At 70.1% G+C, this 12,077-nt stretch carries 12 protein-coding genes; all 12 read right to left on the bottom strand.

What is annotated here, in order from left to right:
- On the bottom strand, nucleotides 1-775 hold a 775-nt coding region (locus RIF68_RS12175), incomplete at its 3' end, for a proton-conducting transporter membrane subunit (RefSeq protein WP_309051216.1).
- Nucleotides 776-785: 10 nt separating this feature from the next.
- Nucleotides 786-1,085, bottom strand: coding sequence for an NADH-quinone oxidoreductase subunit NuoK (gene nuoK, locus RIF68_RS12170; protein ID WP_030214504.1), 300 nt, complete (start codon nucleotides 1,083-1,085; stop codon nucleotides 786-788).
- Nucleotides 1,082-1,909, bottom strand: coding sequence for an NADH-quinone oxidoreductase subunit J (locus tag RIF68_RS12165; RefSeq protein WP_309051215.1), 828 nt, complete (start codon nucleotides 1,907-1,909; stop codon nucleotides 1,082-1,084). Before RIF68_RS12165 ends, nuoK begins: the two co-directional genes overlap by 4 nt.
- Nucleotides 1,906-2,502, bottom strand: a complete 597-nt coding sequence (gene nuoI / locus RIF68_RS12160; protein ID WP_309051214.1) for an NADH-quinone oxidoreductase subunit NuoI — start codon at nucleotides 2,500-2,502, stop codon at nucleotides 1,906-1,908. Before nuoI ends, RIF68_RS12165 begins: the two co-directional genes overlap by 4 nt.
- Nucleotides 2,477-3,838, bottom strand: coding sequence for an NADH-quinone oxidoreductase subunit NuoH (gene nuoH / locus RIF68_RS12155; protein WP_309051213.1), 1,362 nt, complete (start codon nucleotides 3,836-3,838; stop codon nucleotides 2,477-2,479). The genes nuoI and nuoH overlap by 26 nt, the downstream gene beginning before the upstream one ends.
- Nucleotides 3,835-6,318: an NADH-quinone oxidoreductase subunit G gene (locus RIF68_RS12150; RefSeq protein ID WP_309051212.1), complete on the bottom strand. Its 2,484-nt coding sequence runs from the start codon at nucleotides 6,316-6,318 to the stop codon at nucleotides 3,835-3,837. The genes nuoH and RIF68_RS12150 overlap by 4 nt, the downstream gene beginning before the upstream one ends.
- Nucleotides 6,315-7,664, bottom strand: a complete 1,350-nt coding sequence (gene nuoF / locus RIF68_RS12145; RefSeq protein WP_309051211.1) for an NADH-quinone oxidoreductase subunit NuoF — start codon at nucleotides 7,662-7,664, stop codon at nucleotides 6,315-6,317. The genes RIF68_RS12150 and nuoF overlap by 4 nt, the downstream gene beginning before the upstream one ends.
- A complete protein-coding gene (gene nuoE, locus RIF68_RS12140; protein ID WP_309051210.1) occupies nucleotides 7,664-8,404 on the bottom strand; it encodes an NADH-quinone oxidoreductase subunit NuoE in 741 nt (246 codons plus the stop codon). The genes nuoF and nuoE overlap by 1 nt, the downstream gene beginning before the upstream one ends.
- Nucleotides 8,401-9,723 (bottom strand): NADH-quinone oxidoreductase subunit D, encoded by a 1,323-nt coding sequence (locus RIF68_RS12135; protein ID WP_309051209.1) that lies wholly within the window; start codon nucleotides 9,721-9,723, stop codon nucleotides 8,401-8,403. The genes nuoE and RIF68_RS12135 overlap by 4 nt, the downstream gene beginning before the upstream one ends.
- Nucleotides 9,720-10,451, bottom strand: a complete 732-nt coding sequence (locus RIF68_RS12130; RefSeq protein WP_309051208.1) for an NADH-quinone oxidoreductase subunit C — start codon at nucleotides 10,449-10,451, stop codon at nucleotides 9,720-9,722. Before RIF68_RS12130 ends, RIF68_RS12135 begins: the two co-directional genes overlap by 4 nt.
- Entirely contained in the window at nucleotides 10,448-11,002 is a 555-nt protein-coding gene (locus tag RIF68_RS12125; protein WP_309051207.1) for an NADH-quinone oxidoreductase subunit B family protein, read from the bottom strand. Before RIF68_RS12125 ends, RIF68_RS12130 begins: the two co-directional genes overlap by 4 nt.
- Before the next feature lie 17 nt (nucleotides 11,003-11,019).
- Nucleotides 11,020-11,379 carry an NADH-quinone oxidoreductase subunit A gene (locus RIF68_RS12120; RefSeq protein ID WP_309051206.1) on the bottom strand — a complete coding sequence of 120 codons (360 nt, stop codon included), beginning with the start codon at nucleotides 11,377-11,379 and terminating at the stop codon, nucleotides 11,020-11,022.
- Nucleotides 11,380-12,077: the final 698 nt, after the last annotated feature.

Raw genomic sequence — 12,077 nt, 5'->3', positions numbered from 1 at the left:
TGACCATGGTCGCCGCGTGGATGAGGGCCGAGACCGGGGTCGGGCCCTCCATCGCGTCCCCGAGCCAGGACTGCAGCGGCACCTGGGCCGACTTGCCGCAGGCCGCCAGGAGCAGCATCAGGCCGATTGCGGTCAGCGTCCCCTGCGACGCCTGACCCGTCGCCTCCAGGACCGGCCCGAAGGCGAAGGTCCCGAAGGTGGTGAACATGATCATGATGGCGATGGAGAGGCCGATGTCACCGACCCGGTTGACCAGGAAGGCCTTCTTGGCCGCGGTGGCCGCGCTGGGCTTGTGCTGCCAGAAACCGATCAGGAGGTACGAGGCGAGGCCGACGCCCTCCCAGCCGAAGTACAGCAGCAGGTAGTTGTCGGCGAGGACGAGCAGCAGCATCGCCGCGACGAACAGGTTCAGATAGCCGAAGAACCGGCGGCGGCGCTCGTCGTGCGCCATGTACCCGATCGAGTACACGTGGATGAGCGTGCCCACCCCGGTGATCAGCAGCACGAACGTCATCGAGAGCTGGTCGAGCTGGAAGGCGATGTCCGCCTGGAAGCCCTCGACCGGGACCCAGCTGAACAGCCGCTGGTGCAGCGCCCGGTCCTCGGCCCCCTTGCCGAGCATGTCGGCGAAGAGGACCAGGCCGAGCGCGAAGGAGACCGCCGCGAGCAGCGTGCCGAGCCAGTGCCCGGCCTTGTCGAGCCGCCGCCCGCCGCACAGCAGGACGGCCGCGCCGAGCAGGGGTGCCCCGACGAGCGGAGCGATGAGATTTTCCACGGTCAGCCCCTCACAGCTTCATCAGGCTGGCGTCGTCGACCGAGGCCGAGTGGCGGGCACGGAAGACGGACACGATGATCGCGAGCCCGACGACGACCTCCGCGGCGGCCACGACCATCGTGAAGAAGGCGATGATCTGGCCGTCGAGGTTGCCGTGCATACGGGAGAAGGCGACGAACGCGAGGTTGCAGGCGTTGAGCATCAGCTCGACGCACATGAAGACCACGATCGCGTTCCGCCGGATCAGCACCCCGGCCGCACCGATGGTGAACAGCAGGGCGGCGAGGTACAGGTAGTTGACGGGATTCACCGGGTGGCCTCCTCTTCGTCCCGGTCACGGCCCAGACGCTCCGCCGCGCGCTGCTCCAGGGCCTTGAGGTCGGCCAGCGCCTCCTTCGACACGTCCCGGACCTGGCCCCGCTTGCGCAGGGTCGAGATGACGGTGAGCTCGGACGGGGTGCCGTCGGGCAGCAGGCCCGGGATGTCCACGGCGTTGTGCCGGGCGTACACGCCGGGCGCCGGGAGCGGCGGCAGGTGCTTGCCTTCCCGTACGCGCTGCTCGGCCAGCTCGCGCTGGGTGCGGGCCCGTTCGGTGCGCTCGCGGTGGGTGAGCACCATCGCGCCGACTGCGGCGGTGATGAGGAGCGCGCCGGTGATCTCGAAGGCGAAGACGTACTTGGTGAAGATGAGGGCGGCGAGGCCCTCCACGTTCCCGCCGTGGGCGGTGTTGGCGGCGCCCAGGCCGTTGAACTCGGTCAGGGCCGCCTGGCCGATGCCGGCGACCAGCAGCACGCCGAAGCCGAGACCACAGGCCGCGGCCCACCAGCGCTGCCCCTTGAGGGTCTCCTTCAGCGAGTCGGCGGCGGTGACGCCGACCAGCATGACGACGAAGAGGAACAGCATCATGATCGCGCCGGTGTAGACGACGATCTGGACGACGCCGAGGAAGTACGCCCCGTTGGCCAGGTAGAAGACGGCGAGGACGATCATCGTGCCGGCGAGGCAGAGGGCCGAGTGCACGGCCTTCCGCATCAGGATGGTGCACAGGGCGCCGACGACGGCGACGGTGCCGAGGATCCAGAACTGGAAGGCCTCACCCGTGGACGTCGTGTACGCCGCGAGGGTCGCGCTCATGCGTCCGCCCCCTCCGGCTCGTCCTTCTCCCCCTTGGAGACGGCGACCTGGCGGACCGTGTCCGGGGCGGCCTCGGTGACGAGGCCCCGGTAGTAGTCCTGCTCGGTCATGCCGGGGAAGATCGCGTGCGGGGTGTCGACCATGGTCTCCTCCAGGCCCGCGAGCAGCTGTTCCTTGGTGTAGATCAGGTTCTCGCGTGAGGAGTCGGCCAGTTCGAACTCGTTGGTCATCGTCAGCGCGCGCGTGGGGCAGGCCTCGATGCACAGCCCGCACAGGATGCAGCGGGCGTAGTTGATCTGGTAGACGCGGCCGTACCGCTCGCCGGGCGAGTAGCGCTCCTCGTCGGTGTTGTCCGCGCCCTCCACGTAGATGGCGTCGGCGGGACAGGCCCAGGCGCACAGCTCGCAGCCGACGCACTTCTCCAGCCCGTCGGGGTGGCGGTTGAGCTGGTGCCGGCCGTGGAAGCGGGGCGCGGTGGTCTTGGGCTGCTCCGGGTACTGCTCGGTCAGCCGCTTCTTGAACATGGCCTTGAAGGTCACGCCGAACCCGGCCACCGGATTCTGGAAATCAGACACCGTCCGTCTCCTTTCCATCACTCGCGGGAGCGGTATCGGGGCCCCCGCTGACGACGAGGTCCCGGTCGTGCCGGGGCCTGCGCCGCGGTACGGGCGGCAGGGTCTGTCCGGGCTTGGGCGGTACGGGGAAGCCGCCGGCCATGGGGTCGAAGGGGCGCTCCTCCTCCGGTGCGGGGGCGGCGGCCTTCGCCTTGCGGTCGCGGAGCACGTCCACGACGAAGGAGAGCAGCAGCACCGCGAGGACGGCCCCCGCCACGTACATGACGATGTTGGTGAGGGCGATGTTCTCGTTGCGGAGGGCCCGGACCGTGGCGACGAGCATCAGCCACACCACGGAGACCGGGATGAGGACCTTCCAGCCGAGCTTCATCAGCTGGTCGTAGCGGACGCGGGGCAGGGTGCCGCGGAGCCAGATGAAGAAGAACAGCAGCAGCTGCACCTTGAGGACGAACCAGAGCAGCGGCCACCAGCCGTGGTTGGCGCCCTCCCAGAAGGTGGAGACGGGGTACGGGGCCCGCCAGCCGCCCAGGAAGAGGGTCACCGACACGGCGGAGACCGTCACCATGTTCACGTACTCGGCGAGCATGAACATCGCGAACTTGATGGACGAGTACTCGGTGTTGAAGCCGCCGACGAGGTCGCCCTCGGACTCCGGCATGTCGAAGGGGGCGCGGTTGGTCTCGCCGACCATCGTGACGATGTAGATGATGAACGACACCGGCAGCAGCAGCACGAACCAGCGGTCCGCCTGCGCCTCCACGATCGCCGAGGTCGACATCGACCCGGAGTAGAGGAAGACGGAGGCGAAGGCGGCGCCCATGGCGATCTCGTAGGAGATCATCTGCGCGCAGGAGCGCAGGCCGCCGAGGAGCGGATACGTGGAGCCGGAGGACCAGCCGGCCAGGACGATGCCGTAGATGCCGACGGAGGCGACCGCGAGGACGTACAGCATCGCGATCGGCAGGTCGGTCAGCTGCATCGCCGTGCGGTGGCCGAAGATCGACACCTCGTTGCCGGCCGGGCCGAAGGGGATCACGGCGATCGCCATGAAGGCGGGGATGGCGGCGACGATCGGCGCGAGGACGTAGACGACCTTGTCGGCGCGCCGGACGATGACGTCCTCCTTGAGCATCAGCTTGATGCCGTCCGCGAGGGACTGGAGGAGGCCCCAGGGACCGTGCCGGTTGGGGCCGATGCGCAGCTGCATCCAGGCGACGACCTTGCGCTCCCACACGATGGAGAACAGCACGGTGATCATCAGGAAGGCGAAGCAGAAGACGGCCTTGATCAGGACGAGCCACCAGGGGTCCGTGCCGAACATGGACAGGTCTTCGGCGGCGAGCGGCATGCTCATGCCTGCACCTCCGTCGGGGTGGCCGGGCCGATGCGGACCGGGTCGCCGGGGCGGGCGCCGGTGTCCGCGAGGACGCCGTGGCCGGCCGAGTTCAGCGGGAGCCAGACCACGCGGTCGGGCATCTCGGTGACCTGGAGCGGGAAGGTGACCGAGCCCGCCGGGCCGGTGACCTCCAGCAGGTCGCCGTCCTTGACGCCGGTGTCGGCGGCGGTGGCGGCGGACAGCCGGGCGACCGCCGCGTGGCGGGTCCCGGCCAGGGCCGCGTCGCCCTCCTGGAGCCGGCCGAGGTCGAGCAGCAGCCGGTGGCCGGCGAGGACCGCCTCGCCGTCGCCGGCCCGGGGCACCGGCGTGCCGTGGCCGGCCGGCTCCGGGGCCCGCTCGCCGGTCCACCGGCCGAGCCGGTCCATCTCCCGCCGGATCGACTTCAGGTCGGGCAGCGCGAGGTGGGCGTCGAGGGCGTCGGCCAGCATGTGGAGGACCCGGGAGTCGGCCGGGGCGAGCGGCCGGGTCAGGTGCTCCGGCTTGAGCGCGGCCTCGAACATCCGGGCCCTGCCCTCCCAGTTCAGGAAGGTGCCGGGCTTCTCGGCGACGGCGGCGACCGGCAGGACGACGTCGGCGCGCTCGGTGACCTCGCTCGGCCGCAGCTCCAGGGAGACGACGAAGGCCGCGTCGAGGGCCTCGCGGGCGCGGGCCGGGTCGGGCAGGTCGGTGACCTCGACACCGCCGACGAGCAGCGCGCCGAGTTCGCCGGTGGCGGCGGCCTCCACGATCTGGCCGGTGTCGCGGCCGTAGCGGTGGGGCAGTTCGCGTACGGACCAGGCGGCGGCGACCTCCTCACGGGCCCGCGGGTCGGTCGCGGGCCGGCCGCCGGGGAGCAGGGACGGCAGGGCGCCCGCCTCGACGGCGCCGCGTTCCCCGGCGCGGCGCGGGATCCACACGAGCCGGGCGCCGGTGGCGACCGAGGCGCGCAGGGCGGCGGTGAGCGCACCGGGCACTCCGGCGAGCCGCTCGCCGACGGCGATGACGGCGCCCTCCTGGCGGAGGGCCTCGGCGGCGGCCAGGCCGTCCTCGGAGAGCCCGACGGCGGAGGTGAGGGCGTCGAGCCACTCGGCCTCGGTGCCGGGGGCGGCCGGCAGCAGGGTGCCGCCGGTCTTCTCCAGGCCGCGGGTGGCGTGGGAGGCGATGGCGTACGTCCGCTGGCCGTGCTTGCGCCAGGCCTTGCGGAGCCGCAGGAAGACGCCGGGGGCCTCCTCCTCGGACTCCAGTCCGGCGAGGAGGACGGCCGGGGCGGCCTCCAGGGAGGTGTACGTGACTCCCGCACCGTCCAGGTCGCGGCCGCGGCCGGCGACGGCGGAGGCGAGGAAGTCGGCCTCCTCGCCGGAGTGGACGCGGGCCCGGAAGTCGATGTCGTTGGTGTCCAGGGCGACCCGGGCGAACTTGGCGTAGGCGTAGGCGTCCTCGACGGTGAGCCGGCCGCCGGTGAGGACGCCGGTCCGGCCGCGGACGAGACCGCGGGCGGCGGCCTCCAGGGCCTCCGGCCAGGAGGCCGGCTCCAGGGCGCCGGTCTCCGGGTTGCGGACCAGCGGGCCGGTGAGCCGGTCGCGCGTCTGCGCGTACCGGAAGGCGAAGCGGCCCTTGTCGCAGACCCACTCCTCGTTCACCTCGGGGTCCTCGGCGGCGAGCCGCCGCATGACCTTGCCGCGCCGGTGGTCGGTGCGGGTGGCGCAGCCGCCGGCGCAGTGCTCGCAGACGCTCGGCGAGGAGACGAGGTCGAAGGGGCGGGAGCGGAAGCGGTAGGCGGCGGAGGTGAGGGCGCCGACCGGGCAGATCTGGATGGTGTTGCCGGAGAAGTACGACTCGAAGGGGTCGCCCTCGCCGGTGCCGACCTGCTGGAGGGCGCCGCGCTCGATGAGTTCGATCATCGGGTCGCCGGCGATCTGGTTGGAGAAGCGGGTGCAGCGGGCGCAGAGCACGCACCGCTCGCGGTCGAGGAGGACCTGGGTGGAGATGTGGACGGGCTTCTCGTAGGTCCGCTTCACCCCGTCGAAGCGGGAGTCGGCCTGCCCGTGGGACATGGCCTGGTTCTGCAGGGGGCATTCGCCGCCCTTGTCGCAGACGGGGCAGTCCAGCGGGTGGTTGATGAGCAGCAGCTCCATCACACCGTGCTGGGCCTTCTCGGCGACGGGCGAGGTGAGCTGCGACTTCACCACCATGCCGTCGGTGCAGGTGATGGTGCAGGAGGCCATCGGCTTGCGCTGGCCCTCGACCTCGACGATGCACTGGCGGCAGGCGCCCGCGGGGTCGAGGAGGGGGTGGTCGCAGAAGCGGGGGATCTCGATGCCGAGCTGTTCGGCGGCACGGATCACGAGGGTCCCCTTGGGGACGGAGACCTCGATGCCGTCGATGGTCAGCGTGACGAGGTCCTCCGGGGGTACGGCCGGGGAACCGCCGCCGGCCGGACCGGACGTGGTGACCGTCATGCCGTCACCTCCTTGTGGTTGTCCGCCCAGGCGGTGGACTTGGCGGGGTCGAAGGGGCAGCCCTTGCCCGTGATGTGCTGCTCGTACTCGTCGCGGAAGTACTTCAGCGAGGAGAAGATCGGCGAGGCGGCGCCGTCACCGAGGGCGCAGAACGACTTGCCGTTGATGTTGTCGGCGATGTCGTTCAGCTTGTCGAGGTCGGCCATGACGCCCCGGCCCGCCTCGATGTCGCGGAGGAGCTGGACGAGCCAGTAGGTGCCCTCGCGGCAGGGGGTGCACTTGCCGCAGGACTCGTGGGCGTAGAACTCGGTCCAGCGGGTGACGGCCCGGACGACGCAGGTGGTCTCGTCGAAGCACTGGAGGGCCTTGGTGCCGAGCATGGAGCCGGCGGCGCCGACGCCCTCGTAGTCGAGGGGCACGTCGAGGTGCTCGTCGGTGAACATGGGGGTGGAGGAGCCGCCGGGGGTCCAGAACTTGAGGCGGTGTCCGGGGCGCATGCCGCCGCTCATGTCGAGGAGCTGGCGCAGGGTGATGCCGAGGGGGGCCTCGTACTGGCCGGGCGAGGCGACGTGCCCGCTGAGCGAGTACAGCGTGAAGCCCGGGGACTTCTCGGTCCCCAGGGAGGTGAACCACTCCTTGCCGCGCTGCAGGATCGCGGGAACGGACGCGATGGACTCCACGTTGTTCACCACGGTGGGGCAGGCGTAGAGACCGGCGACCGCCGGGAAGGGGGGCCGCAGCCGGGGCTGGCCGCGCCGCCCTTCGAGCGAGTCGAGCAGGGCGGTCTCCTCGCCGCAGATGTACGCGCCGGCGCCGGCGTGCACGGTGAGTTCGACGTCGAGGCCGCTGCCGAGGATGTTCCTGCCGAGGTATCCGGCGGCGTACGCCTCCCGGACGGCCTCGTGGAGGCGGCGCAGGACGGGGACGACCTCGCCGCGCAGGTAGATGAAGGCGTGCTGGGAGCGGATCGCGTAGCAGGCGATCACGATGCCCTCGATGAGGGAGTGGGGGTTGGCGAAGAGGAGCGGGATGTCCTTGCACGTGCCGGGTTCGGACTCGTCGGCGTTGACGACGAGGTAGTGCGGCTTGCCGTCGCCCTGGGGGATGAACTGCCACTTCATGCCGGTGGGGAAGCCGGCGCCGCCGCGTCCGCGGAGGCCGGATTCCTTGACGTAAGCGATGAGGTCGTCGGGACTCATCGCGAGGGCCTTCTTGAGGCCCTGGTAGCCCTCGTGGCGCTCGTAGGTCTCCAGGGTCCAGGAGTCGGGCTGGTCCCAGAAGGCCGAGAGGACCGGGGCCAGGAGCTTTTCGGGGCGGGCGTTGTCGAGTTCGGCTGCCAAGGTCATCACTCTCCCTCCTGACCGGCCACTTCGCCGCGCGGGTGGACGATTCGGTGGTTCGGGGCCTCGCCCTTGGCGAGGCGGAGTCCGACGAGGGAGGCCGGGCCGGCTCCGCCGGTGGCCTCGACGGCGCCGGGGCGCTCGTCGGGGAAGCCGGCGAGGATCCGGGCGGTCTCCTTGAAGGTGCACAGGGGTGCGCCGCGGGTGGGTTCGACGGTGCGGCCGGCCCGCAGGTCGTCGACCATCTTCTTGGCGGACTCGGGCGTCTGGTTGTCGAAGAACTCCCAGTTGACCATCACCACGGGGGCGTAGTCGCAGGCCGCGTTGCACTCGATGTGCTCGAGGGTGATCCGCCCGTCCTCGGTCGTCTCGTTGTTGCCGACGCCGAGGTGGGCCTTGAGCTCCTCGAAGATGGCGTCGCCGCCCATGACCGCGCAGAGCGTGTTGGTGCAGACCCCGACCTGGTATTCGCCGGAGGGCCTGCGGCGGTACATGGTGTAGAAGGTGGCGACGGCGGTGACCTCGGCGGTGGTGAGGCCGAGCATGTCGGCGCAGAACTGCATGCCGGTGCGGGTCACGTGGCCCTCCTCCGACTGCACCAGGTGCAGCATCGGCAGGAGCGCGGAGCGGGAGCCGGGGTAGCGGGCGATGATCTCCCTGGCGTCCTCCTCCAGGCGGGCCCGGACGTCCTGCGGGTACGGGGGCGCGGGGAGCTGGGGCATGCCGAGGCTGACGTTCTCGGTCATCGGTCGACGCCTCCCATCACGGGGTCGATGGAGGCGACGGCGACGATGACGTCGGCGACCTGGCCGCCCTCGCACATCGCCGCCATGGCCTGGAGGTTGGTGAACGACGGGTCGCGGTAGTGGACCCGGAAGGGGCGGGTGCCGCCGTCGGAGACGACGTGCACACCGAGCTCGCCCTTGGGGGACTCGACGGCCACGTAGGCCTGGCCCGGGGGGACCCGGAAGCCCTCGGTGACGAGCTTGAAGTGGTGGATCAGGGCCTCCATGGAGGTGCCCATGATCTTCTTGATGTGGTCGAGGGAGTTGCCGAGGCCGTCGGGACCGAGCGCGAGCTGCGCGGGCCAGGCGATCTTCTTGTCGCCGACCATGACGGGTCCGGGCTCCAGGCGGTCGAGGCACTGCTCGACGATCCGCAGCGACTGGCGCATCTCCTCCAGACGGACGAGGAAGCGGCCGTAGGCGTCGCAGCTGTCGGCGGTGGGGACCTCGAAGTCGTAGGTCTCGTAGCCGCAGTACGGGTCGGTCTTGCGCAGGTCGTGCGGGAGGCCCGCGGAGCGCAGGATGGGGCCGGTGGCGCCGAGGGCCATGCAGCCGGTGAGGTCGAGGTGGCCGACGTCCTGCATGCGGGCCTTGAAGATGGGGTTGCCGGTGGCGAGCTTGTCGTACTCCGGCAGGTTCTTCCTCATGGTGCGCACGAACTCGCGGACGGCGTCGACGGCGCCGGGCGGGAGGTCCTGGGCGAGGCCGCCGGGGCGGATGAAGGCGTGGTTCATGCGCAGGCCGGTGATCAGCTCGTACAGGTCCAGGATCATCTCGCGGTCCCGGAAGCCGTAGATCATGATCGTGGTGGCGCCGAGCTCCATGCCGCCGGTGGCGATGCAGACCAGGTGCGAGGAGAGCCGGTTGAGCTCCATGAGGAGGACCCGGATGACGCTCGCCCGGTCGGGCACCTGGTCGGTGATGCCGAGCAGCTTCTCCACGCCGAGGCAGTACGCCGTCTCGTTGTAGAACGAGGTGAGGTAGTCCATGCGCGTGACGAAGGTGGTGCCCTGCGTCCAGGTCCGGTACTCGAGGTTCTTCTCGATGCCGGTGTGGAGGTAGCCGATGCCGCAGCGGGCCTCGGTGACGGTCTCGCCGTCGATCTCCAGGATGAGCCGGAGCACGCCGTGGGTGGAGGGGTGCTGGGGGCCCATGTTGACGACGATGCGCTCGTCGTCGGCCTTGGCGGCGGACCGGACGACCTCGTCCCAGTCGCCGCCGGTGACCGTGTAGACGGTGCCTTCGGTCGTCTCACGCGCGCTTGCAGAAGGGGTGGTCACGAGTACGACCTCCGCTGGTCCGGAGCCGGGATCTGGGCGCCCTTGTACTCGACGGCGATGCCGCCGAGGGGGTAGTCCTTGCGCTGCGGGTGGCCCTGCCAGTCGTCCGGCATCATGATCCGGGTGAGGGCGGGGTGGCCGTCGAAGACGATGCCGAAGAAGTCGTACGCCTCGCGCTCGTGCCAGTCGTTGGTCGGATAGACCGCGACGAGGGACGGGACGTGCGGGTCGGCGTCGGGGGCCGAGACCTCCAGGCGGATCAGCCGGCCGTGGGTGAGCGAGCGCAGGTGGTAGACGGCGTGCAGCTCGCGGCCCTTGTCGCCCGGGTAGTGGACGCCGGAGACGCCCGTGCAGAGCTCGAAGCGCAGGGCCGGGTCGTCGCGCAGGGTGCGGGCCACGCGGACGAGGTGCTCGCGCTCGATGTGGAAGGTGAGTTCGCCGCGGTCGACGACCGTCCTCTCGATCGCGTTCCCGGGGACGAGGCCCTGTTCCTCCAGGGCGCCCTCCAGCTCGTCGGCGACCTCGTCGAACCAGCCGCCGTACGGCCGGGAGGCGGGCCCGGGGAGCCGGACGGAGCGGACGAGGCCGCCGTAGCCGGAGGTGTCCGCGCCGCTCTGGGCGCCGAACATGCCCCGCTGGACGCGCACCTCCTCACCGTGGTCGCCGCGCTGGCCCGGCAGGTTCTGCGCGCTGAGGTCCTTGTCGGGGTTGGGTGTCTCGTCGCTCAACGGAGCAGACCCTTCATCTCAATCGTCGGCAGCGCCTTGAGCGCCGCCTCCTCCGCCTCGCGGGCGGCTTCCGCCGCGTTCACGCCGAGCTTGGAGGTCTGGATCTTCTGGTGGAGCTTGAGGATCGCGTCCATCAGCATCTCCGGGCGGGGCGGACAGCCCGGCAGGTAGATGTCGACCGGCACGATGTGGTCGACGCCCTGCACGATGGCGTAGTTGTTGAACATGCCGCCCGAGGAGGCGCAGACGCCCATGGAGATGACCCACTTGGGGTTCGGCATCTGGTCGTAGACCTGCCGCAGGACGGGCGCCATCTTCTGGCTGACACGGCCGGCGACGATCATCAGGTCGGCCTGGCGCGGGGAGCCGCGGAAGACCTCCATGCCGAAGCGGGCCAGGTCGTAGCGGCCGGCGCCGGTGGTCATCATCTCGATGGCGCAGCAGGCGAGGCCGAAGGTGGCGGGGAAGACGGAGGACTTCCGCACCCAGCCCGCGGCCTGTTCGACCGTCGTCAGCAGAAAACCGCTCGGGAGTTTCTCTTCGAGTCCCATAGGTGCCCCTCAGCCCCTCAGTCCCATTCCAGGCCGCCGCGCCGCCACACGTAGGCGTAGGCGACGAAGACGGTGAGCACGAAGAGCAGCATCTCCACGAGCCCGAAAAGCCCCAGGGCGTCGAAGCTGACGGCCCAGGGGTAGAGGAAGACGATCTCGATGTCGAAGACGATGAAGAGCATCGCCGTCAGGTAGTACTTGATCGGGAAGCGACCGCCCCCGGCGGGAGTGGGCGTCGGTTCGATGCCGCACTCATATGCCTCAAGTTTTGCCCTGTTGTACCGTTTTGGCCCGATCAGCGTGGCCATGACCACGGAGAAGACCGCAAACCCCGCACCCAGGGCACCGAGCACGAGGACGGGCGCGTACGCATTCACGCTCCTCGCTCCTTCCAGTCGTCCTTGACCGTTGGACCGCACCGTCGGCTCTCGGAAGATCGCCCCCATGTGAGGCAGTTCACAAGCCCGACGCCCCGCATCTTATGCCTGCCCCTCTGTGATCTGCGACACGGGGTGCGCCAACGGATTTGTGATCTCCACCACCTGACGAAGGATCATGAAGTCGGATGAGCGGTGATCTTGTCGCGCGAAGCGCCCAGGTGATCACCAGTTGTGACATCCGGACCGGAAAGAGCAGCTCAGGAGGGGTGTCCCACTATCAAGAGTTGGGCTGTACAAGCAAATTGGCCATGGACGCGTACGGGTGATATGCGGTCCGGCGGTCGCCCGGTCGGGGGTCCGCGCGTACGGAGGTGGACGTGTGCGCGCGTTCACGAGCTCCGGCGTGACCTGCGTCACGGTCGAGGGTGGCCGGAAACCGAAGGGCTTGGCCATCGGTGTGAAGAGGTGGTAAGCGCGGGGCAATTCGGGCTTTTCATTGAAAACCCGTGATCAACGGCGGTGAGCGCCCCTGTCCGGTTTGCCCGTTACGGCGTCAATAAAGGCGTGAGCCAGGCGGATTCGCCCCTTCCGCGCACAACTGTGGCGCAACCCACGTTTCTTGAAGGGAACCGTGTCGCCCTGATAGCGGTTGTACCCATGTCCCACACCGCTCACATACCCAGCCACCGGAAGCC

It is taken from the genome of Streptomyces sp., from assembly GCF_031178505.1.
Classification (GTDB): domain Bacteria; phylum Actinomycetota; class Actinomycetes; order Streptomycetales; family Streptomycetaceae; genus Streptomyces; species Streptomyces gulbargensis.
The sequence above is the reverse complement of the archived record's forward strand: the minus strand, read 5'-3'. Positions and strand labels throughout refer to the sequence as shown.

What these genes read in the sequence shown, in the direction of transcription:
- RIF68_RS12165 (WP_309051215.1), bottom strand. Translation starts at nt 1,909, where the DNA reads ATGAGCGCGACCCTCGCGGCGTACACGACGTCCACGGGTGAGGCCTTC.
- nuoI (WP_309051214.1), bottom strand. Translation starts at nt 2,502, where the DNA reads ATGGAAAGGAGACGGACGGTGTCTGATTTCCAGAATCCGGTGGCCGGG.
- nuoH (WP_309051213.1), bottom strand. Translation starts at nt 3,838, where the DNA reads ATGAGCATGCCGCTCGCCGCCGAAGACCTGTCCATGTTCGGCACGGAC.
- RIF68_RS12150 (WP_309051212.1), bottom strand. Translation starts at nt 6,318, where the DNA reads ATGACGGTCACCACGTCCGGTCCGGCCGGCGGCGGTTCCCCGGCCGTA.
- nuoF (WP_309051211.1), bottom strand. Translation starts at nt 7,664, where the DNA reads ATGACCTTGGCAGCCGAACTCGACAACGCCCGCCCCGAAAAGCTCCTG.
- nuoE (WP_309051210.1), bottom strand. Translation starts at nt 8,404, where the DNA reads ATGACCGAGAACGTCAGCCTCGGCATGCCCCAGCTCCCCGCGCCCCCG.
- RIF68_RS12125 (WP_309051207.1), bottom strand. Translation starts at nt 11,002, where the DNA reads ATGGGACTCGAAGAGAAACTCCCGAGCGGTTTTCTGCTGACGACGGTC.